This window comes from Rhodoferax sp. SPJ21, assembly GCF_058216335.1.
The window spans coordinates 456,907-477,603 of sequence record NZ_JBYZMO010000002.1; the positions used below are offsets into that span (position 1 = coordinate 456,907).

A 20,697-nucleotide genomic window follows, 5' to 3' on the forward strand; every position below is an offset into this window, starting at 1 on the left:
GCGGTGTTTGTCCAATTTTTTATACCTGGATATTTATCCAAGTACTTCGCCAGAGAGCCAGTCTGCAAGCCACTTCCAGGAGATTTTGATGACCAATATAGACCGCAACAACCTTTTTTCTCCGGCAGCTTTTGCCGTCTACATTACGTTAGGCATCTTTAAGGAGCTCATATGCGCTGTCTAGCAGTCATTGCGTTATTGGTTGGCCTTTCTGCCTGTGCAAGCGTTGACTTTCAACCGTATGAAGGCAAGAACAACCTGTATGAAGGTGAAGGCGGAACAAAGGTTGTCGTTGATGGCATCGAGTTTTGGGCGAACGGCACCCCGCCGCGTAAGTATTCAATTATCGGTGTGGTAGTGAGCGAAATCGGAAGTGGTGTCGGAGATGAAGCAATCATTCGCTCCTCTGTTGCATCGGAAGTCAGAAGGCGAGGCGGCGACGCCGCTATCCAAGTCAACAATAACTCTGCCTTTTCAGGGGTCGTCCGAACCGCTCCGGGCATGTACTTGGCTGCGGGCGTAAGGCGTATGCAATTTGCAGTCGTCAAGTATGTCCCGTAAGAAATGGCTAACCATTCGGTCCAGCGGTGAGCAACAGCGCACTGCGTGCCCTGTTGCTCACCGCTGAACGCGCACGTTGAGGCTTGTCCGCTTGCTTTTGCACAAGCTGGTTGGAGATGCGTTTGGCGACTATGTGCCTTCGCTGAGCGAGTCCGGGGGCGCCGATTTCGAAGCCTGCCCCCATGTTTTAAGCACCGCAACCAAGGCCCAGTAGTTCCAGCCTCACAACCCCTTTACGCACCGGCTCTAAACTAGCCCCATGCATTCCCACTCCCCATCCCAAGCCATGGGATGCCTCCCATGATCGTCCGAGACCGCCCCTCCGGCTTGCGCCTGTTTTTGATATTGCGGGGGTCGGTGCTGCCGCGCATCTTGCCTGCGCTGCTGGTCAACACCTTGATCGCCATCGTGGTGACGCTCACGCACGGTGATCTGTTCACCCACAAGATCACGCTGACCACCATACCCTTCACGCTGATCGGCCTGCCGATTGCGATCTTTTTGGGCTTTCGCAATACGGCGGCCTATGACCGGTATTGGGAAGGCCGCAAGCTGTGGGGCGAGATCTTGCTGCGCAGCCGCAACCTGGCGCGGCAGTGCACCAGCTTGCTGGCCTATCCGCAGCCCGTGCAGGCCAGTAGCGGCCTGGACGATGTGCGGGTGCGTATGGTCTACCGCTGCGTTGCCTACGCGCACGCGCTGCGCCACTATCTGCGGGGCAGCAGTGCGGTGGACGACACCCTGCGCTTCCTGCTGCCTGCCGAGTCGCAGAAAATGGGCACGTCGTCCAACCCGCCCGACTACTTGATGCTGCGCATGGGCGCGGACCTGCAGCTGTGCCTGCAAGAGGGCCGCATCGACCCCTGCCTGGCCGCGTCCATCGACGCGACGGTGTCCGCCATCGCCGGGGCGGGCGCGGCATGTGAGCGCATCAAGAGCACGCCCATTCCGTTCTCGTACACGCTGCTGCTGCACCGCACGGCATACATGTATTGCTTTTTGCTGCCTTTCGGGCTGGTGGATTCGATTGGCTTTATGACGCCTCTGGTGGTGGCCATCGTGACCTACACCTTCTTTGCCTTGGACGCGCTGGGCGACGAGATTGAAGAGCCGTTTGGCCTGGAGCCGAATGACCTGCCGCTGGACGCGATCTGCCGTAGCCTGGAAATCAATTTGCGTGAGTCGCTGGATGACACCGATATTCCTCCGCCCCTGGTGCCGGTGGACTTCCGGTTGAGTTGATGTGGGGGCTGGAAATGGAATTACGTCGGCCTGCCTTGCGCGATCCACTGCTCCGTTTTGCGTATCGCCAGCCGGTAGCGGGCGCAGTTAAAAGCCTCCAAGCTCTGTAGCTCTTTGCGCAGCAGCGCGTGGAACAGCGGCTGGTCGGGTTCTGGCAGGGCCAGGGCGGCAATGGCCTCTACCGCAGTCGCGCCTTCCACCACATGGCGGATGGCCTCGCCCACATGCTCGCGGTAGCGGGCCCGGAATGGGTCTGGTGCGGCCATGGATTCCAGCACCACCCGGTACTTGGCGATGGAGCGGCGGTAGGTCCAGGCAAACAGCTCTGCGGCCAGCGTCACGTCCAGCCGCTCGTACACGCCGGTCACGGCGATGGCGTAGTCGTCCGCAGCTACGTCCAGGAAGGACAAAGGCGCGCAGTTGGTCAGCATCAACGGCAGGTTGGCACACAGGCGGCTGGTGCGTTTGTTGCCGTCTTCAAAGGGCTGCAAATAGGCAATATGGACCCACAGGAAGAACGCCGCCTCGACTGGGTTCTTGACCTGCCGGGCCGTGTCCACGATGAGCCCCAGCATCTCTTCCAGCAATGACGGCACCTGCGTCGGCACGTAGACGGAATCGGTGATGTGGACGACGGTGTTGCGGATCGCGCCCACCGCGTCCGGGTTCTCCAGCAGGCCCTGCATCAGCAAGCTTTGGATGTTGCGCACCACGGGCGTGGTGATGCCGTATTCGGGCACTGCGTCCACCATGAACTCGATGGCGTCCTTGTGGTTTAGCAGCATGGTCGCGTCCACGTCGTCGCCGGTGGAGCGGCCCTTGGCAAACAGCGTCTGGGTGTCCAGCAGGCTGGTGCGGTTGCCTTCCAGGCGCGATGAATGCCAGGACAGGTCGATCAGTAACTGTTCCAGCACCTTGCGGGCATAGGTGCTGGCGGGCTGCTGGCCCTGGGCACGGCCGCTGGCCAGCAAGTCTGCGGCCAGATCGGCTGGCAGCAAGGACGACTGGTTGGGCACATAGCTATCGACAAACTCCCTGCGGTACGTCACCGGCATGCGCGTGCCCAGCGGCGCCTGCAACTGGGCGCGCAATTTCAGCGCCTCGGCGGTCCATGGCGGTGAGGCTTTGGCGCGGGGGGTGTCCGCCGCTGCGGCGGAGGACGTAGCGGCGTCAGCTATGCGGTAGCGGGTCGCAGGGCCCACCCCTTCCCTCAGGATGTCGCCCTGGCTGACCAGCGCCGCCAGGTAGCGGTTAACGGTGGGCCGCTTGCCGAGGACTTGCGCCGTGATGGCTTCAGCGCCCACCGGCTCCAGCCCCTGCCGGGCACGGTCTGCCAGATAGGTCTGGATCAGAGAGGCAAGCTGGTTTTCGGCCATGGTTAACTTATCAATATCGAGTCAATGGAGATGAGATTGGGGTTATCTTATCGTCATCTTCTCAGTATTGATAGGATATTGAGAGGATACAGGCGCGCAATGCAAGGTCGGCCATTCCTCAAAGTTGCCAGCCTTTTAGCCCGTTGGCGCAGATAAACCGTGCGCTAGCAGCTATGTTTTAAATAGCAAACACTATTTCACCGCCCCTGCACTCCCCCCCAGCGCCAGCACCAGCGTGGCGTGGTTCACATATTGGTTCAAACGGTTTTCGGCCACGGCGATCTCGGCGGTGCGGCGGCTGTCTTGCGCGTCCAGCCAGGGGCGCAGGGCGACGGAGCCGGCGCGGTAGCGGATTTCGTACAGGCGCTCGGCCTGGGTGGCGGCGTCCAGCGCCTGCTGCAGCACCACCGCTTGCTGGCGGTACTGCTGGCGGGCGGACAGGGCGTTGTCCACATCGCCCAGGGCGGTGTACAGCGTCTGGCGGAAGTTGACCACGGCTTGGTCGCGCTGGGCCTGGGCGACCTGGATGTTCAGGTCCATGGTCTGCTGGTTCAGGAACGGCAGGCTCAGCGCTGCGCCCAGGCTGGCAAACGGGTTTTGCAGCAGGTTCACCAGCGAGGTGCTGGAGGTGCCCAGCGCGCCGGTGAGTGTGAGCGCCGGGTAGTAGCTGGCGCGGGTGGCGTCTATCTGCACATGGGCTTCGCGCAGGCGCAGCTCGGCGGCGCGCAGGTCGGGGCGGCGCGCCAGCAGCTCGGAAGGCAGGCCTGCGGCCACCTCGGGCAGCGGGCTGCTGGGCAGCATCTGTGGCGAGGCGGGCACCGGCGCGGCATCGAACAGCAGGGCCAGGGCGGTGTTGGCGGTGACCACGTTTTGCTGCAGCGTGGTCTGGGTGGCTTGCAGGTTCAACAGGCTTTGCCGGGCCTCGGCCAGCTCCAGGCCGCCCACGGCGCCCGCGCTGGCCTGGGCCTGTACCAGGGCCAGGGTTTTCTGGGCATAGGCGATGCTTTGCAAATTGGAGGCCAGGCGCTGCTGGGCATAGCCCAGTTGCCAGTACAGCTGGGCGGTGGTGGCCACCAGGGTGAGTGCGGTGCTGGCGCGGTCTTGCTCGGTGGCGCGGGCTTCCCACAGGGCCACGTCGCGCTGGCTGCCCAGCTTGTTCCACAGGTCCAGCTCGTAGCTGACGCCCAGGCTGGTGCCGCTGCTGTGGGTGGTTTGCTGCGGGCTGTCCAGCGTGCGCGTGGACGTGCCGCTGAGGCTGCCGCTAAAGACGGGGCGGTTTTCTGCCAGACCGGCTTGCAGCTGGGCCTGGCGCAGCTTGATGGTGGCGGCGGCCAGATTGTTGTTGCGCGCCAGGGCCTGGGCGACCAGTTGGTCCAGCACCGGGTCGTTGAAGGCTTTCCACCAGGCGTCGTTGCTGACGGCCTGGCTGGCGTCCGCGTACTTCCATTGGCTGGCGAGCGTGGTGGTCGGCGGTGTGTAGGCAGCCTGTTGGGTGGCGCAGCCGGCTAGCAGCAGCGCGCATAGCAAGGCGGATGGGACGGCCAGAGTAAGGGGGCTGAATTTCATTCGCGGGCCAGTGCTTCGACGGGGTTGAGCTGAGAGGCGTTGCTGGCCGGCAGAAAGCCGAACACGATGCCGATGAGGGTGGAGCAGACAAACGCCGCCACCATGGAGGCCGTGGAATAGACCATCTGGAAGCTGGTGCCGGCCAGGCTGAACAGCCAGCCTATGCCCAGCGACAGGCCTATGCCCATCACCCCGCCCACCAGGCAGACCAGCACGGCTTCGATCAGGAACTGCTGGCGGATGTCGCTCTGCCGCGCGCCCACGGCCATGCGCACGCCGATCTCGCCGGTGCGCTCGGTGACGGACACCAGCATGATGTTCATCACGCCGATACCGCCCACCACCAGCGAGATGAGGGCAATGGCCGACACCAGCAGGGTCAGCACCTGGGTGGTGCTTTCAATGGTCTGGCGGATGGTGTCGGTGTTGAGCACATAGAAGTCCACCACGCCGTGGCGCTGCTTCAGCAGGCTGTTGATGCCGGCCTCGGCGGCCTTGGTGGATACGTCGTCGCTGACCCGCACGGTGATGGAGCGCAGATAGCCCTGGCCCAGCACCCGGCGCATGGCGGCGGTGTAGGGGATGTAGACGTTCAGCGCCTCGGCATTGCCAAAGCCGGACTCGGCCTTTTTCGCCACGCCGACCACCTGGAAGGGCACGCTGCCCAGCAGAATCACCTGGCCCACCGGGTTGGGGTCGGTGGGGAACAGCTGTTTGCGGGTGTTGTCGTCTATCACCACCTCTTGCGCCAGCTTGGTGATGCTGGCTAGGTTGAAGAAGCGGCCCTGCGCCAGCTGCACGCCCTTCACGCGGAAGTACTGCTCGCCCACGCCATTGATGTTGCCGGTAACGGCCACGTTGCCAAAGCGCAGCGTGGCCGAGCTGGAGGCGGTGGGCGTCACGCTGTCGGCGTAGACCTGCTGGGCCAGCGCGTCGGCGTCGCCCGGCACCAGGGTGCGCACGCGCGCCGCGCGCTGGTCGCCAAAGCCGGCGCCGGAAAAGATCTCGATCGTGTTGGTGCCTATGGAGCTGATGTTCTTCAGCACCTGCTGGCGCGAGCCCTCGCCCAGCGCCACCACCGACACCACCGAGGCGATGCCGATGATGATGCCCAGCATGGTCAGAAAGCTGCGCAGCGGGTGCGAGCGCAGCGCCAGCACGGCCATGCGGAAGGCCTCGGTGAAGCGGTCCCACACGGCACCCCAGCCTGCGCTGCCCGCAGGAGGTGCGGCCAGCGCGGGCGCCACGGTGGCGGGCCGCACCTGGCGGTCGGCAATGATCTCGCCGTCGCTGATTTCGATGATGCGCTGGGCGTGCTCGGCCACCTGCATATCGTGCGTCACCAGGATGATGGTGTGGCCCTCGGCATGCAGCTCCTGCAGGATCTTCATCACCTCGGCGCCGCTACTTTTGTCCAGCGCGCCGGTGGGCTCGTCGGCCAGGATCACGCTGCCGCCGTTCATCAGCGCACGCGCAATACTGACGCGCTGCTGCTGCCCGCCCGACAGCTGGCCGGGCTTGTGGCGCATGCGGTCGGCCATGCCCAGGCGCGTCAGCAGCGCGGCGGCGCGCTCCAGGCGCGCGGCCTTGTCTTTGCCGGCGTAGACGGCGGGCACTTCCACATTGCCCAGCGCACTCAGGTCGCCCAGCAGGTGGTAGCGCTGGAAGATGAAGCCAAAGTGTTCGCGCCGCAGCTCGGCCAGGGCGTCCGGGTCCAGCTGGCCGGTTTCGCGCCCGGCCACGCGGTAGGAGCCGGTAGTGGGCCGGTCCAGGCAGCCCAGGATGTTCATCAAGGTGGACTTGCCCGAGCCGGACGCGCCCACGATGGCGATCATTTCGCCCGCGTGGATCTGCAGGTTCAGGTCCTTCAGGACGGTGATGGTGTCTTCGCCTGCGGGGAACTCCCGCCGCAAGGCGGTGAGTTCCAGCAGGGGGCCAGATATACGCTGGTCCATGCCTACATGCCCATGGGAGGTCGGCGCATGCGGGTGCTGCTGTCGCCCGCAGCGGCTTCGCTGACCACCACCTGGTCGCCGGCCTTCAGGCCTTCCAGAATCTGTGCGTGGATGTTGTTGTTCAATCCGACCTTCACGGCGCGCGGTACGGCCAGGCCGTCTGGGCCCAGCACGCGCACCATGGTGCGGCCCTGCTTGTCGCGCTCACCCAGTGCGGCCGAGGGGATGCTGAGCACCTGCTTCGCCTCGTCCAGCAGGATGTTGACCTGGGCCGTCATGGAGATGCGCAGCTGGCCGTCGGGGTTGGGCACGTCCAGCAGGCCGTTGTAGTAGATCGCGGTGGCGCTGGTGGTGGTCGAGGTGCTGCTGGTGGTGTCGGTCAGGATGGAGTCGGGCGCGGGCTCCACGGTGCGCAGGGTGGTGGTGTAGCGCTTCTCGGGTGCGCCGAGGATGGTGAAGTAGACCTTCTGCCCGGGCTTCACGCGCACCACGTCGGCCTCGGAGATTTGCGCCTTCACGGTGATGGTGTCCAGCCGTGCCAGCTTGATGATGGTGGGCGTGCTTTGGTTGGCGTTGACGGTCTGCCCTTCCAGTGCCACCAGGGCCACCACCACGCCTTCCATGGGCGCCAGGATCTGGGTGTAGCCCAGGTTCAGCTGGGCGGTGTTGACGGCGATCTGGGCCTGGGTGATTTGCGCTTGCAGCGCGCTCACGTCGGCGCGGGCGGTGTGCAGCGCGGCGTCGGCGGCCTCAAAGTCGGCGCGCGAGCCGGCGTCGGCCGCCAGCAGGGTTTGGGCGCGCTGGAAGGCCAGCTCGGCCTGCTTCTGCGTGGCCTGTTTAAAGAGCAGCTGGGCCTGCACATTGGCCAGCGCAGCCTGGGCGTTGCGCAGGCTGTTTTGCTGGGTCAGCGAGTCGATCTCGGCCACCAGCTGGCCTTTTTTGACAACGTCGCCCAGCGCTACTTTCAGCGACTTGATCTGGCCCGAGGCCTGCGCGCCCACGCTGACCTGCTTGAAGGCCTGCAGCGTGCCCGATGCCAGCACCGCCTGCTCGATGTCGGCCAGGGCGGCGGTGGCGGTCACGTAGTCAGGCTTTTTGGCAGCCGGGAAAAACACCAGCTTGACCCCGATGGCTAGGCCCAGAACCAGCAGGGCCAGCAGCAAATAGCGAAGGATTTTGTTTTTGGGCATGGAAGGCGACAGTAGAAGGTGGACGCACTTTACAAGGCGCTGGTACCCGCGTTGCATGGTGGGGGTAAACCGAATGTAAAGCGCCCGCTGGCGTCGGTACGTGCCCTGGTAGATGGTCTGGCCCCAGCGGTACCTGGCACCGTATCGCACCCAGGGCGCGAGCTGGGTGGGTGCTATGGTTTTGGCATTAAAAACCATAAGGCTGAATGCACTCCAGCGCAGATTGAATCTGCGCTGGCCGCTATCAAAAACAGAGTATTTCTTAAATAAATCAGGCTGCGCTGTGCACCCAGCTCGCGATCACCAGCGTTGGTGCACGTGCGGTGCTATGCGGTCCACGTACAGCGCGCGCAATGCAGCCATGCTGGGTGCCGAGAGGGGTGGCAGACCGCTGGCTGCGCCATTGCTCTGGGCCTGGACGGCATTTTTGGCACCGGGTATCACGGTGCTGACTGCCGCTTCCATCAGTATCCAGCGCAGCGCGAACTGCGCCATCGAGACACCTTCGGGCACCAGGCGTCGGATGTCTTCCACCACCGACAGTGCGACTTCGTAGGGCACGCCTGCAAAGGTTTCGCCCACGTCGAACGCTTCGCCATTGCGGTTGAAGGCGCGGTGGTCATCGGCTGCGAAGGCGGTGTTTGCGTTCATCTTTCCGGTCAGCAGGCCCGATGCCAGAGGCACCCGCGCGATCACGGCAACGCCCTGTTTCTGGGCCTCGGCAAAAAACAGCGATGCTGGCCGTTGCCTGAAGATGTTGAAGATGATCTGCACCGAGGCGACGTTCGGGTACGCGATGGCTTTCAGGCCTTCTTCGACCTTTTCAACCGACACCCCGTAGTGACGGATCTTTCCGGCGGCAACCAGTTCGTCCATGTAGCCAAAGACTTCGGGTTGGTAATAGACCGCAGGCGGCGGGCAGTGCAGTTGCACCAGGTCGAGGCAATCGGTGTCCAGATTGCGCAACGAACGTTCGACGAAGCCCGTCAGGTTCTCTTTGGTATAGCCATCCGCCACATGCGGCGAAAGCCGTCTGCCGATCTTGGTGGCAACCAGCGGTGGTGTGCCGCCACGCTCTTTCAGCACTTCGGCGATGAACTGTTCTGAGCGGCCGTCGCCATAGACGTCGGCAGTGTCAAGAAAGTTTGTGCCCTGGTCCAGCGCCGCGTGCAAGGCCGACTTCGCATCGTGTTTGCTGACGTCGCCCCAGGCGCCGCCAATCGCCCAGGCGCCGAAGCCAATTTCCGATACGGTTTTGCCGGTGTTTCCAAATGGTCTTTGTTGCATATCAAGTCTTGCCTGTTAGGGCATTAGCTGTCCACCGTTGATTTCGATGGTCTGGCCGGTGATGTAGCCAGACAACGCCTCTGATGCGAGGAAAAGAAAGGCACCCATGCACTCATCCGGCCGTCCCGCCCGGGCGATCGGAATGGTGGCGCTTTGGGCCGCGAACCCTGAGGCAACGCGGAGCAAGTCCCTCGCGGTTTGCGCCTTGCATCCCATTCCGAGCCAGGGCGCGCAGCCTCGCGGGTACATATTCAGCGTCGCCCTCATGCGACCGCCGCACGCCTTGTTGTGCAGTCTTATTTATAGCCCCGATGTCTCGCGCAAGGCTAAGATGAAGGGTGATCCAAAATCACTGCGTTAGTGAAGGAAATTCATCTGTGTCGCTCTTTGACAGTGTCGAACTGGCAGACCTGCGGGTCTTTGTAACGATTGTGCGCACGCGCAGTTTCAAGGCGGCAGCGATCCAGCTGGGGGTGACACCTTCGGCGGTCAGCCATGCGATGCGGCGCCTGGAAGCGCGGTTGGCAACCAAGCTGTTCAACCGCTCCAGCCGGGCGGTGACCACCACCGATGTCGGCCGCGATCTGGCGCTGCGTCTGGAAGATGGCTTCGACAAGATCGGCCTCGCGCTCGCTGAGCTGGACGCGCCCGGCGCTGGCCGGTATGGCGAGCTGCGCATCAACGTGTTTGCCGACGCGGCGCACCTGCTGATTGCGCCGGCCATTCCCGAATTTGCCAGGCTGTGCCCGGAGGTGCGGCTGACTGTCGTGGTGGAGGACCGGCCTATCGACATCGTGGCCGAGGGCTATGACGCCGGAATCCGGTATGGCCACCACGTGCCCGAGGACATGGTCGCCGTGCCCTTGAGTGGCGCCCAGCGGTGGGTGGTGGCGGCAGCGCCGGCTTACCTGGCAAAGTTCGGTGCGCCCTTGCACCCGGATGACCTGGCCCACCATACCTGTATCCAGCTGCTGCTGGGTGACAACTCCAGCTACAAATGGGAGCTAGGCCGGGGGCGTGCGAAACGGCAGATACGCGTGCCCGGTGCTATCACGATCAATGACACCGCCACCTCCATTGAGGCTGCCAAATCAGGCATGGGCCTGGCCTATTTTCTGGAGCAACGCATCGCTGCCGAGCTGGACGAAGGCAGCTTGCAGCTGGTGTTGGCCGACCACGCGTTCAAGGCGGAACCGTTTCACATGTACTACAGCGGCCGCCGGCACAACCACCCGGCGCTGCGTAAGCTGGTGAACATCATTCGCGTGCAGCAGTCGCTCAGCAAGCTCCGCTAAAGCGGCGGGTGGTTGCCGTGGTGCGGTGCCCATTCGCCCCCCCAACTGGTGAGCAGGCGAATGGAGAAGCCGCGCTACAGAGCCGCCTTTACAGGCCGATCACGCCGCCATCGTTCTTGGTGATCATCACTGTGGCCGAGCGCGGGCGTGCGGTGCTGCCGCCGGGGCCGTAGGCGGCTACGCCGGCACCGTTGCCGGGCCAGTGGCTCTCGTACTTGCTGGGGTCGCCGATGTTGGCGGTGGCGGTGTTCTCACCCGGGTGCTGGATGTTGATGAACAAGGCCTTGCCATCGGGCGACTCGGCCAGGCCGGTGACCTCGGAGCCCAGCGGTGCGGTCAGGAAGCGCTTGAAGATGGTCTCGTTCATCTTCTTGCCGGCAAAGGTGTTGACCGAGACCGGGCCGGTGCCGGCAGTGCCGGGTTTGCCATTCGCCTGGTTGGTCACCGTGACCGGGCCGCCGTCGCCGTAGCTGCCGGGTACGGCGGCCAGCAGCATGCAGTTGGTGACGTCGGTGTAGGCGTTGTCGTCGGTCTCTATCCACAAGATGCCGCTGGCCTTGGAGAACCAGCAGCCGTCCGGCTTGGACAGGTCGTTCACCGCGGTCAGGCCAGACAGATTCACATTGGCCTGGTAGTTCACGTTGTCCAGGCCGATGTCGGCGGTGGCCTGGCTGGCGAACAGGTAGATGTCCCAGTTGAAGGTGGCGGCAGACGGGTCGTTACCGGTTTCGCGGATGCGCATCACCTGGCCGTTGACGTTGCCCTTGAGCGTGGTGGTGGTGGCGTTCTGGGTGGATACGCCCTTGTTGTCCAGCCAGTAGCGCGGGAAGGCAGGGTCCACATCGGGGTTGGGCACGTTGTTGCTGCTGGTGCTGCCCACGTTGCCACGGTCCGGGTTCTCGGTCATGGTGATGTAGATCTCGCCATTGCGCGGGTTCACGGCGGTCCACTCGGGGCGGTCGCACTTGGTGGCGCCAGCGGCGTCGGCGGCCAGGCGGGCATTCACCAGCACGTCGGCCAGGTCGGCAAAGGCATAGGCGCTGTTGCCGCTGATGGCGGTATTGCTCAGGTCCAGCTTCAGCCAGGTGCCGGTGCCGTCGGCGTTGAACTTGGCGGCATACAGCGTGCCGTTGTCCAGGTATTTGGCGCCGGTAGCCAGACGGTCTGCGGGGCTGGCATCGGCCTCCGACCAGACTGCGTTGGAGACGTATTTGTAGACGTATTCGCTGCGCGAGTCGTCGCCCATGTACCAGGCCAGCGGCTTGCCGACGACGGGGTTGCTGGGCCAGGCGCCTTCATGGGCGAAGCGGCCCAGGGCGGTGCGCTTGACCGGGGTGGAGCTAGGGCTGTAGGGGTCGATTTCGACCACCCAGCCAAAGGTGTTGTGGGTGTTGCGGAAGTCGTCGCTGCCGTCGCTGGACGTGCCCAGCTTGCTCGCGTCCCAGCGGGCGTATTCGGTGTTGTTGCTGTCGGCGGGCACCACGGTGGCCCAGCGTTGGCCGCCCGCCGCACCTTGCGCCAGGCCGATGCGTTTGAAGGCCGTGCGCTCCTTGGCGCTGCGCTGCGCGTCGTCGGCACTGCCACGGCGGAAGAAGCCGGCAAAGTTTTCTTCGCAGGTCAGGTAGGTGCCCCAGGGCGTGTAGCCGCTGGCGCAGTTGCCGATCATGCCGCGCGTCAGCGTGCCGTCGGTCGAGTACTTGGTGACCAGCAAGGCCGAGCCCTTGGCCGGGCCACCAAAGGCCATGGGCGTGCGCGGCGTGATGCGGCGGTTGAAGCTGGACGATTTCACCAGGCCAAAGCTGCCGCTGGTCTTGGCGATCTCGATCACCGATGCGCCATGGGCTTCGACTTCTTTCAGTGCTTCTGCCTCGGGGCGCGGGCCGGCGCTGGAGCTGATATTGGTCTGGCCATTGGGGTGCATGAACTGCACCGTGCCGTTGATGGCCTCGTGGTTGATGGCCATCAGCGCGCGGGTGTTGCTGCTCAGCGAGGGCTTGCCGTCGCTGCCCAGGCCGAAGTAGTGCATACCGTCATGGTGCTCGCCACTGCGGCGCGCAAAGTTGCTGTCGCTGCCGTTGTTCTGGTAGTCGGTGACGGCGGGGTCGATCGAGTCGCCGGTGGCGTAGATCACGGTGGCGGTGTAGCCGGCGGGCACCGTCACGCGGTCGACCAGGTCTTTGGCTACAGCGGTAAAGCCCAGTACCGGTGGTGGCACGGTGACGAAGGGGCCACCTTCGCTGCCACCGCCGCAGGCGCTGAGGCCCACACCGCCCAGCGCGGCACCCGCCAGCGCACCCACGCCGGAGCGCAGCACGCTGCGGCGCTGCACCTGCGTGGCCATCACATCGCTGAGGTGGCGGTTGTGGCTGGGGTTGTTGTCGAAGTCGTCGGGGTCGATGAAGCTGTCAGGGGCGGTACCGTGGTTCATGGTGGCTTTGGTGTTAAAAATCCAAAGCGTAGCGACGGTGTATGACAGGTAAATTAATGTAAAGACCCGCAATTTCCCAGGGCTAAAGCGGGCATTTTTTGCGGGGGAGCGAGTCGGCGCGAGGACTGCTTAGCTCCTAAATTTGTAGCTGCTGGCGCAGGTTCTATCAGCGCCAGAGCCCTGTTAGGCATTTAAGTCATTTTCGCGTGAGACGCTTTGTGCCTGCGTCGGGCCTGCTGCCATGCACGCTTGATGGCCGGGCTCAGCCACAGTGCCTGCATGGCCCCAAAAGCGATGAGCGCCAAGGCGGCGCCCAGCATCGGCAGACCCACCAGCAGCGGCCAGCCCATGGCCTGTACCCACACCAGCAGGCCCTGCATCCAGTCGGCAACGCCATCGCCCATGCTGGGCAGTGGCGGCAGGGTTTGCGCGCCGGGCAGCACCCATTGGCCGAGTTGGAAGGCCAGCAGGTACAGCGGCACGATGGTCAGCGGGTTGGTGTAGCAGGTGGCCAGTGCGCCGGCGATCGCATTGCCGCGCAGCCAGGCGCAAGCAGCAAAGGTGGCGGGCACCTGCAGCGGCCCGGGGATCAGCCCGCAGAACATGCCGATGGCCACGCCCAGGGCCAGCGGGCGGCGGTTGAAGTTGAACACCTCGCGCCGGTCTAGCCAGGGCCGCATGCGCTGCAGCAGCGGCCCGTGCAGGTGGGCCAGCACCCGGGGCTCCAGGCCGCGCAGCCAATGGCGCAATGTGTGTGCGTAACTGGCCATCAGTGCGCCGGCGGGCCGGGTTTGCGCGAGGTGACGAGCGATGCCACGATGGACGCGGCAATGAGTGCCGCCGTCACCAGCAGGGCGTAGCCAATCGGGATCTTCACCAGGTCGATCAACAGCATCTTGCCGCCGATGAAGACCAGCACCAGGGCCAGGCCGTAGGCCAGCAGGTGGAAGCGATCCGCCAAGTCGGCCAGCAGAAAGTACAGCGCGCGCAGGCCCAGAATGGCGAAGATGTTGGCCGTCAACACGATGAACGGGTCGCTGGTGATGGCGAAGATGGCGGGGATGCTGTCTACCGCAAAAATCACGTCGGTGGTACCGATCAGCACCAGCACCACGAACAGCGGCGTGTAGTACTTGACGCCATCGATCTGGGTGGACAGCTTTTCGCCGTCAAACGCGTTGCTGATCTTCATGCGGCCGCGCAAAAAGCGCAGCACCGGGTTTTGTGCAATGTCCGGCTCCTTGCCAGCGGCCAGCCACATCTTGGCGCCGGTGAACACAAGGAAGGCGCCGAACACGTACAGCAGCCAGTGGAAGGTGGCCAGTAGCCAGGCACCGGCCAAAATCAGGATGGCGCGCAGCACGATGGCGCCGATGATGCCGGTGATCAGCGCGCGCTTTTGGTACTGCGGTGGCACGCCGAAGTAGCTGAAGATCATCAGGAACACAAAGATGTTGTCTATCGACAGGCTCTTCTCCACCAGGTAGCCGGTGATGAACTGCATGGACACGGTATTGGCCACCGTGCGGCTCTGGCTGTAGTCCAGGTAGGTCCACAATAGACCCACGAAAACAAAGGCCAGCGAGAACCACAGCACGCTCCAGCCTGCGGCCTCTTTCATGGTGACCTGGTGCGCGCCCTGGCGCTCCATCACCCACAGGTCGATGCCGATGGCCACCACCACGAAGACGGCAAAGCCGACCCACATCCACCAGGTTCCGATTGTTTCCATGCCGCTGCGTCCTTTCGTATGCCAGGCCCCGTGCAGATCTGCCGGGCGCCAGGGCCTAAGTCTAGGGATCACTTATTTCCGGAAAAACATGCTTAAACCATAGCGTATCTTCGGAAATAACGAAATGTGCGGCCGCCACCGCCTGGCAGTTTGCCCTACTTATGCGGCGACGGCGCGCCGGCTGGTCCACCAGCCTTCCAGGCTGTACACCACCAGCGCCGCCCAGATCATTGCAAAGCCCGCCAGGCGCGACAACTGGAAGGGCTCGTGGAACAGCCATACGCCGGTGGCGAACTGCAGGCTGGGCGAGATGTACTGCAGGATGCCCATGGTGGACATGGGGATCAGGCGCGCGCCTGCGGCAAACAGCAGCAGCGGCACGGCGGTCATGGGCCCGGCAAAGACCAGCAGGGCGATGGTGGCGCTGTCGCCCTGCGCCAGCACGCCCTGGCCTTGCCAGGTTGTCCAGCCCAGCATGATGGCGGCGATAGGCGCCAGCAGCATGGTCTCCAGCGCCAGGCCTTCCAGTGCGCCCAGGTGGGCTACCTTGCGCAGCAGGCCGTAGAAGCCGAAGGTCAGCGCCAGCACCAGCGAGATCCAGGGCAGGTGCCCGGTCTGCACTGTCAGCCACACGACACCGCCGCTAGCCACCGCCACCGCCAGCCACTGGCCGGGCCGTGGCCGTTCGCCCAGGAACACAAAGCCCAGCGCCACGCTGACCAGCGGCAGGATGAAGTAGCCCAGGCTGGCGTCCACGATGTGCTGGTGTTGTACCGCCCAGACATAGACCAGCCAGTTGCCTGACAGCAGCAGCGCCGACAGCGCAAACGCCCCCAGCACCTTGGGCTGGCCGCGCAGCGCGCGCATCCAGGACCAGCGCTTGAGCACGCCCAGCAGCAGCAACACAAACACCAGCGACCACAGGGTGCGGTGCAGCACCATCTCCAGCGCCGGCACCTGGTTCAGGTGGTGGAAGTACAGCGGGAACAGGCCCCAGGCTGCGTAGGCCAGGGTGGCGTAAAGGATTCCGGGATGCATGGCGAAGGGGGGGTAAAGAGATCGTGCAGCGCGGCTACCGAAAATGGCAGGCCCACGGGCACTACATAAATTGTAGCTATCTGCGCAGAATCTATCTGCGCTGGGGGCTTATTCCTTACACAGATTGGATGGTGGCGAACTTGCGCACCGGGCTGGACAGCACCAGCGAGGTGGTCACCGCGCCGTGCACCGCCAGTGCATCCCGCACTGGCAGGCTTCGCGGCTCAGGCCGAACAGCTGCCGGTGTTTCTGGCAACGCCTGTCGTTTAGTTGAACCGGCTTGGCACCGCCTGCCCGTGCCGGCGCCGGAAGGTGTCCGATGGCCGCTCGCCAAACAGCGCGCGGTAGTCGGTGGCAAAGTGGCCGAAATGCCAGAAGCCGAAGCGCGTGGCTGCCTCGGTCACCGAATCGGCCTCGCCCATGGTCTGGCGTACGCGGTTCAGCCGCTCGGCGCGCAGGTAGGACGCTGGGTTCAGGCCCAGCGCGTCCTGGAAGGCGTATTGCAAGCAGCGCCGGCTCACGCCCAGCAGGGCTACCAGCTCGGCTACCGACAGCGGACAGGCGCGGGCCGATTGCTCTATGTGTGATCGCGCTGCCTGGGCCAGGCGCCAGCTGCGGTTGGCACTGGGCAGCGTGGCCGACTCCCGCAGCGGATCGGCCTCCAGCAGGTCCAGCAGGCCGTAGACCAGGGATTTCTCGAAGGCTTCGCAGACCTGGGGGTTGTCCAGCAAATCGGGGGCGTTGCCCACCGCGTCCAGCATGGCGCGCAGCAACTGGCGCAGCGCGTCCATGCGCTCGCCAGGCATGTCCAGCACAGTGGCCCGCGCACCCAGCTTGCCGGCAATGCGGGCCAGGGCTTCGCGCAGCGCCGGGTTGGCAAAACGCTGCGGATAGAACTCGATATCCACCACCACATGCTTTTCGGGCGAGCGGAATTCGAAGCCGTCGGCACCCGAAAACACATGCAGGCCGTTGATGTGGCTGCGCTGGCCGCACAACAGCGAGTGGCCTTCCAGTTGCAAAGGCACGCCGATGGCCACGCAGCCGGGCGATAGCGCACCACGCTGCAGCACGGCACGGTTCAGGTGCTCGACCACGATATGCACCGCACCGGTGTCGATGGCGGTCACGCTGCCGTCGAAGGCACCGGGCGACAGCTGGCAGTAGGACTGGTTCCAGCCGTGCAGCACTGCGGCCTGCTCGTCGGTGTCGCGGCAGCGGAAAACCTGGAAGTGCGGGGCGGCAGTAGCGGCGGCGATGGACATGGAAAACATTAAGCAAGTCTTTTGCCAATTCGGGATAGTGCCATCGCCACGGAATTTTTAGACTGGGGCGAACCAGCACAACCCATTTCTAAAAGGACACATTCCATGGCAGGCAGATTGGCGGGCAAGACGGCCCTTATTTCCGGTGGTGCCACCGGCGCAGGCGGTGCGGCATCCAAGTTGTTTGCAGCAGAAGGCGCGCGCGTGGCGGTGGTCGACATCAACGTAGCCGCCGGCGAAGCGGTGGTGGCCGAGATCATCGCTGCGGGCGGCGACGCTGCATTCTTTGCCGCCGATGTGTCGCGCCGCGACCAGGTGGACAGCGCCGTGGCGGCCGCCAGCGCGCGCTTCGGCACCATCTCCGTGCTGTTCAACCACGCCGGCACCATCACCGTGAAGCCGTTTCTGGACACCACGGACGAAGACTACGACCGGCTGATGGACATCAACGTCAAGAGCATGTTCATGGTGACCCGCGCCGTGCTGCCGCAGATGCTGGCCGCCGGCAAGGGCAGCATCGTCTGCACCGCATCTATCTCATCCGTAGCCGCCACGCCGCTGGAGGTGCTGTACTGCATGACCAAGGGCGCTTGCGCCATGCTGGCACGCGCTGTGGCGGTGGAGTACCGCGACCGCGGCATACGCTGCAACGCGGTCTGCCCAGGCTTCATCGACACCCCGCACGGCCAGCGCGAGATCAAGGCCCTGGCTGAGCACGGCTTCGACGCCACGGTCGAGGCGCTGTCGGTCCAGCAGGGCCGGCTGTGCCAGCCCGAAGAAGTGGCCAAGGCCGCTCTGTTCCTGGCCAGCGACGACGCGAGCTTCGTCAACGGCGCGCACCTGTTCGTCGACAACTGCTTCACCGCAGCTTGATGTTTGTTTGAACTTCCACCCCCTCACCGAAAGGTCTGTTTATGAGTGCCATCTCTCCTCCCGCTATGGACGCGGACGTCAAGCTCCTGCATGAAATGGGCTACGCCCAAGAGCTGTCGCGCCGCATGGGGCGCTTCTCCAACTTCGCTGTGTCGTTCTCTTTGATCTGCATCTTGTCGGGCGGCATCACGTCCTTCCAGATGGGCTTGTCGGCCGCCGGTGGCGCATCCATCGGCCTGGGTTGGCCGCTGGGCGGCCTGTTCGCCATGATCGTGGCCGCGTCCATGGCGCAAATCGCTTCGGCTTACCCGACCGCTGGCGGCCTGTACCACTGGGGCTCCATCCTGGGCGGCAAGGCCTGGGGCTGGATCACCGCGTGGTTCAATTTGCTGGGCCTGGTGTTCGTGGTGGCGGCGATTAACTTCGGCACCTACGACCCGTTCTTCAAGACCTTGATAGCGCCCATGTTTGGCGTGGCGCCCGAGTCGCTGGGTTGGGTGCACCAGACGATTTTCCTGAGCGTCATCACCGGCCTGCAGGCGCTGCTGAACCACCGCTTCATCAAGCTGGCCAGCCGCATCACCGACCTGTCGGGCTACCTGATCTTCGTGGTCACGGTCGTGCTGGTGGTGTCTCTGATCGCCTACGCGCCCGGCAAGCTGGACTTCAGCCGCCTGTACACCTTCACCAACCTCACCGGTACCGATGGCAGCGCCTGGCCACAGCAAACGCTGGTCATGGCCTTCTTGTCCGGCCTGCTGCTGACGGCCTACACCATTACTGGTTTTGATGCCTCGGCCCATACCGCCGAAGAAACCCGCGACGCCGCCAAAAACGTGCCCAAGGGCATCATCAGCTCGGTGCTGTGGTCGGTGCTGTTTGGCTATGTGATGGTGTGCAGCTTCGTGCTGGTCATGCCCGACCTGACTGCGGGCATGAAGATGGGCACCGGCTTTTTCGAAGCCATTCTGGCGCCTATTCCCACCGCGCTGCGCGTCACCATCGAGGTTCTGATGTTCTTCATCAACTTCGTCTGCGGCCTGGCGGCAGTGACTTCCTGCTCGCGCATGATGTATGCCTTCGCCCGCGACGGTGGCCTGCCCGGCTCGCGCTGGCTCAAGCAAGTGCACCATGTGCAGCGCACGCCCGGCACCGCCATCTGGGTGACCGCCGTGCTGGCGATTTCCATCACGCTGTATGGCGACGCGTTCACCGTGCTGAGCGCCGGTAGCGCTGTGTTCCTGTTCATCTCCTACGCCATGCCCATCGCCGCCGGCGTGTTCGCCGAGGGTAAGACCTGGACCAAGAAGGGCCCGTTCAACCTGGGTGCCTGGTCCAAACCCTTCGCCCTGCTGGGCACCGTGGGCGCGCTGGTGCTGGCCTATGTGGGCATGCAGCCGCCGAACGAAAAGGTGGCGTATGTGACCGTGGCCTTGTTGCTTGCGCTGCTGGTGATCTGGTTTGTCTTCGGCGTGCGCAAGCACTTTGCCGGCCCCCCGATCGGCAAGCGTATTGCCGAGCGCCAGTCTCACATGGGCGAGATCGAAGCCGAGTTCGCCGCGCAGAAGGGTTGAGACTGTGTTGCTATATTAGTATTACCTGCGCTAGCAGCCTAAATGATGCACATAAAAAAACGCGCCCTAAGGCGCGTTTTTATTGGTCCAAAGGACGTCCCCAATAACAACAAGCACCACTGTCTTAGCCCAAGGAACCCGTGGAACCGGCTATGCCGGGCCACTGGGTTCGCCCCCTGCAAGGGGGTTGGCGAAAACACGCAGTGTGTAGCCTGAGGGTGTGTCTTATTTAGCGACGACGCGGGCCATCTCCAACACCTTGTTGGAGTAACCCCATTCGTTGTCGTACCAGCTCACCAGCTTGACGAAGGTGCCGTCCAGGGCGATGGAGGCTTCTGCGTCGTAGATGGAGGTGCGGCTGTCACCACGGAAGTCGGTCGCGACGACCTTGTCTTCGGTGTAACCCAAGATGCCCTTCAGGGCGCCTTCGGATTGGGCCTTCAGCTCGGCGTTGATCTCGGCCAGGGTGGCCGAGGTGTTCAACTCGACTGTCAAGTCCACCACCGACACATCGCTGGTCGGCACGCGGAAGGCCATGCCGGTCAGCTTCTTGTTCAGCTCAGGAATCACCACGCCCACGGCCTTGGCTGCGCCAGTGCTCGATGGAATGATGTTTTCCAGAATGCCGCGGCCGCCGCGCCAGTCTTTGTTGCTGGGTCCGTCTACGGTCTTCTGCGTGGCGGTGGCAGCGTGCACGGTGGTCATCAGGCCGCGCTTGATGCCGAACTTGTCATTGATCACCTTGGCCAGTGGGGCCAGGCAGTTGGTGGTGCACGAAGCGTTGGAGATGATGGCCTGGCCAGCGTAGCTCTTGTCGTTCACGCCATACACGAACATGGGGGTGTCGTCCTTGGACGGTGCCGACAGGATGACCTTCTTGGCGCCAGCGTCGATGTGCTTTTGTGCGGTTTCCTTGGTCAGGAACAGGCCGGTGGATTCGACCACGATGTCGGCGCCGACTTCGGCCCACTTCAGGTTCGCAGGGTCACGCTCTTGCGTCAGGCGGATCTTCTTGCCGTTGACGACCAACACGCCGTTGTCCACCGAGACTTCACCCTTGAAGCGGCCGTGCACGCTGTCGTACTGCAGCATGTAAGCCAGGTAGTCGGGCTCCAGCAGGTCGTTGATGCCAACGATTTCCACGTCTTGGAAGTTTTGGATGGCGGCACGGAACACCATGCGCCCGATACGGCCAAAGCCGTTGATACCAATCTTGATTGCCATTGCTTGTATCTCCATAGTGAAAAATTAAACCAACCTCAATCACTCTACCCCCAACGTATGGCGGGCCCCTCCCTCTCAGGGATACCGTGGA

Annotated in this window: 16 protein-coding genes and 2 pseudogenes; 5 read left to right on the forward strand and 13 right to left on the reverse strand. The window is 63.8% G+C overall.

The features are described 5' to 3' along the window. Positions 1 to 171: 171 nt before the first annotated feature. Both AC4BBN_RS09935 and AC4BBN_RS09940 read left to right on the forward strand, forming a co-directional pair. Positions 172 to 561 carry a hypothetical protein gene (locus tag AC4BBN_RS09935; RefSeq protein WP_490591826.1) on the forward strand — a complete coding sequence of 130 codons (390 nt, stop codon included), beginning with the start codon at positions 172 to 174 and terminating at the stop codon, positions 559 to 561. A 300-nt stretch (positions 562 to 861) separates the two neighbouring features. After that, positions 862 to 1,803, forward strand: a complete 942-nt coding sequence (locus tag AC4BBN_RS09940; protein WP_490591827.1) for a bestrophin family protein — start codon at positions 862 to 864, stop codon at positions 1,801 to 1,803. A 20-nt stretch (positions 1,804 to 1,823) separates the two neighbouring features. On the opposite strand, the gene AC4BBN_RS09945 is transcribed toward AC4BBN_RS09940, so the two are convergent. From AC4BBN_RS09945 to AC4BBN_RS09970, 6 genes and pseudogenes are all read right to left on the reverse strand, one after another. Next, positions 1,824 to 3,179, reverse strand: coding sequence for a Fic family protein (locus AC4BBN_RS09945; RefSeq protein ID WP_490591828.1), 1,356 nt, complete (start codon positions 3,177 to 3,179; stop codon positions 1,824 to 1,826). Positions 3,180 to 3,371: 192 nt separating this feature from the next. Next, the gene (locus AC4BBN_RS09950; protein ID WP_490591829.1) at positions 3,372 to 4,745 is read right to left on the reverse strand and encodes an efflux transporter outer membrane subunit; all 1,374 of its coding nucleotides are present in this window, start codon (positions 4,743 to 4,745) and stop codon (positions 3,372 to 3,374) included. Further along, entirely contained in the window at positions 4,742 to 6,688 is a 1,947-nt protein-coding gene (locus AC4BBN_RS09955) for a MacB family efflux pump subunit (protein WP_490592850.1), read from the reverse strand. The genes AC4BBN_RS09950 and AC4BBN_RS09955 overlap by 4 nt, the downstream gene beginning before the upstream one ends. 14 nt (positions 6,689 to 6,702) lie before the next feature. Next, positions 6,703 to 7,890: an efflux RND transporter periplasmic adaptor subunit gene (locus tag AC4BBN_RS09960; RefSeq protein WP_490591830.1), complete on the reverse strand. Its 1,188-nt coding sequence runs from the start codon at positions 7,888 to 7,890 to the stop codon at positions 6,703 to 6,705. 300 nt (positions 7,891 to 8,190) lie between these two features. Beyond that, positions 8,191 to 9,177, reverse strand: a complete 987-nt coding sequence (locus tag AC4BBN_RS09965) for an aldo/keto reductase (protein ID WP_490591831.1) — start codon at positions 9,175 to 9,177, stop codon at positions 8,191 to 8,193. A gap of 15 nt (positions 9,178 to 9,192) precedes the next feature. Then, positions 9,193 to 9,339, reverse strand: a pseudogene (locus AC4BBN_RS09970) (SDR family oxidoreductase); the annotation flags it as partial. A 215-nt stretch (positions 9,340 to 9,554) separates the two neighbouring features. Between AC4BBN_RS09970 and AC4BBN_RS09975 the strand changes: the two are divergent. Then, the gene (locus AC4BBN_RS09975; protein WP_490591832.1) at positions 9,555 to 10,472 is read left to right on the forward strand and encodes a LysR family transcriptional regulator; all 918 of its coding nucleotides are present in this window, start codon (positions 9,555 to 9,557) and stop codon (positions 10,470 to 10,472) included. A gap of 88 nt (positions 10,473 to 10,560) precedes the next feature. Here AC4BBN_RS09975 and AC4BBN_RS09980 read toward each other — a convergent pair whose 3' ends face one another. The 6 genes and pseudogenes from AC4BBN_RS09980 to AC4BBN_RS10005 all read right to left on the reverse strand — a co-directional run bounded on the left by AC4BBN_RS09980 (position 10,561) and on the right by AC4BBN_RS10005 (position 16,935). Next, a complete protein-coding gene (locus AC4BBN_RS09980) occupies positions 10,561 to 12,900 on the reverse strand; it encodes a PhoX family protein (RefSeq protein WP_490591833.1) in 2,340 nt (779 codons plus the stop codon). A gap of 191 nt (positions 12,901 to 13,091) precedes the next feature. Further along, positions 13,092 to 13,670: a DUF2062 domain-containing protein gene (locus tag AC4BBN_RS09985; RefSeq protein ID WP_490591834.1), complete on the reverse strand. Its 579-nt coding sequence runs from the start codon at positions 13,668 to 13,670 to the stop codon at positions 13,092 to 13,094. Beyond that, on the reverse strand, positions 13,670 to 14,632 hold the full coding sequence (locus AC4BBN_RS09990) for a TerC family protein (RefSeq protein ID WP_490591835.1): 963 nt from the start codon (positions 14,630 to 14,632) through the stop codon (positions 13,670 to 13,672). The genes AC4BBN_RS09985 and AC4BBN_RS09990 overlap by 1 nt, the downstream gene beginning before the upstream one ends. Before the next feature lie 159 nt (positions 14,633 to 14,791). After that, positions 14,792 to 15,670 carry an EamA family transporter RarD gene (gene rarD, locus AC4BBN_RS09995; RefSeq protein WP_490591836.1) on the reverse strand — a complete coding sequence of 293 codons (879 nt, stop codon included), beginning with the start codon at positions 15,668 to 15,670 and terminating at the stop codon, positions 14,792 to 14,794. Between the two features lie 115 nt (positions 15,671 to 15,785). Then, a pseudogene (locus AC4BBN_RS10000) lies at positions 15,786 to 15,896 on the reverse strand (Lrp/AsnC family transcriptional regulator); the annotation flags it as partial. 40 nt (positions 15,897 to 15,936) lie between these two features. Further along, on the reverse strand, positions 15,937 to 16,935 hold the full coding sequence (locus AC4BBN_RS10005; RefSeq protein ID WP_490591837.1) for a helix-turn-helix domain-containing protein: 999 nt from the start codon (positions 16,933 to 16,935) through the stop codon (positions 15,937 to 15,939). Positions 16,936 to 17,040: 105 nt separating this feature from the next. Here AC4BBN_RS10005 and AC4BBN_RS10010 point away from each other — a divergent pair, with 105 nt between their 5' ends. Together AC4BBN_RS10010 and AC4BBN_RS10015 are read left to right on the forward strand one after the other, a co-directional pair. Then, positions 17,041 to 17,808: an SDR family NAD(P)-dependent oxidoreductase gene (locus AC4BBN_RS10010; protein ID WP_490591838.1), complete on the forward strand. Its 768-nt coding sequence runs from the start codon at positions 17,041 to 17,043 to the stop codon at positions 17,806 to 17,808. 41 nt (positions 17,809 to 17,849) lie between these two features. Then, positions 17,850 to 19,382 (forward strand): amino acid permease, encoded by a 1,533-nt coding sequence (locus tag AC4BBN_RS10015; RefSeq protein ID WP_490591839.1) that lies wholly within the window; start codon positions 17,850 to 17,852, stop codon positions 19,380 to 19,382. Positions 19,383 to 19,607: 225 nt separating this feature from the next. Here AC4BBN_RS10015 and gap read toward each other — a convergent pair whose 3' ends face one another. Continuing rightward, positions 19,608 to 20,606 carry a type I glyceraldehyde-3-phosphate dehydrogenase gene (gap, locus tag AC4BBN_RS10020; RefSeq protein ID WP_490591840.1) on the reverse strand — a complete coding sequence of 333 codons (999 nt, stop codon included), beginning with the start codon at positions 20,604 to 20,606 and terminating at the stop codon, positions 19,608 to 19,610. Positions 20,607 to 20,697: the final 91 nt, after the last annotated feature.

What these genes read in the sequence shown, in the direction of transcription:
- AC4BBN_RS09935 (WP_490591826.1), top strand. Translation starts at nt 172, where the DNA reads ATGCGCTGTCTAGCAGTCATTGCGTTATTGGTTGGCCTTTCTGCCTGT.
- AC4BBN_RS09940 (WP_490591827.1), top strand. Translation starts at nt 862, where the DNA reads ATGATCGTCCGAGACCGCCCCTCCGGCTTGCGCCTGTTTTTGATATTG.
- AC4BBN_RS09945 (WP_490591828.1), bottom strand. Translation starts at nt 3,179, where the DNA reads ATGGCCGAAAACCAGCTTGCCTCTCTGATCCAGACCTATCTGGCAGAC.
- AC4BBN_RS09950 (WP_490591829.1), bottom strand. Translation starts at nt 4,745, where the DNA reads ATGAAATTCAGCCCCCTTACTCTGGCCGTCCCATCCGCCTTGCTATGC.
- AC4BBN_RS09960 (WP_490591830.1), bottom strand. Translation starts at nt 7,890, where the DNA reads ATGCCCAAAAACAAAATCCTTCGCTATTTGCTGCTGGCCCTGCTGGTT.
- AC4BBN_RS09965 (WP_490591831.1), bottom strand. Translation starts at nt 9,177, where the DNA reads ATGCAACAAAGACCATTTGGAAACACCGGCAAAACCGTATCGGAAATT.
- AC4BBN_RS09980 (WP_490591833.1), bottom strand. Translation starts at nt 12,900, where the DNA reads ATGAACCACGGTACCGCCCCTGACAGCTTCATCGACCCCGACGACTTC.
- AC4BBN_RS09985 (WP_490591834.1), bottom strand. Translation starts at nt 13,670, where the DNA reads ATGGCCAGTTACGCACACACATTGCGCCATTGGCTGCGCGGCCTGGAG.
- AC4BBN_RS09990 (WP_490591835.1), bottom strand. Translation starts at nt 14,632, where the DNA reads ATGGAAACAATCGGAACCTGGTGGATGTGGGTCGGCTTTGCCGTCTTC.
- rarD (WP_490591836.1), bottom strand. Translation starts at nt 15,670, where the DNA reads ATGCATCCCGGAATCCTTTACGCCACCCTGGCCTACGCAGCCTGGGGC.
- AC4BBN_RS10005 (WP_490591837.1), bottom strand. Translation starts at nt 16,935, where the DNA reads ATGTCCATCGCCGCCGCTACTGCCGCCCCGCACTTCCAGGTTTTCCGC.
- AC4BBN_RS10010 (WP_490591838.1), top strand. Translation starts at nt 17,041, where the DNA reads ATGGCAGGCAGATTGGCGGGCAAGACGGCCCTTATTTCCGGTGGTGCC.
- AC4BBN_RS10015 (WP_490591839.1), top strand. Translation starts at nt 17,850, where the DNA reads ATGAGTGCCATCTCTCCTCCCGCTATGGACGCGGACGTCAAGCTCCTG.
- gap (WP_490591840.1), bottom strand. Translation starts at nt 20,606, where the DNA reads ATGGCAATCAAGATTGGTATCAACGGCTTTGGCCGTATCGGGCGCATG.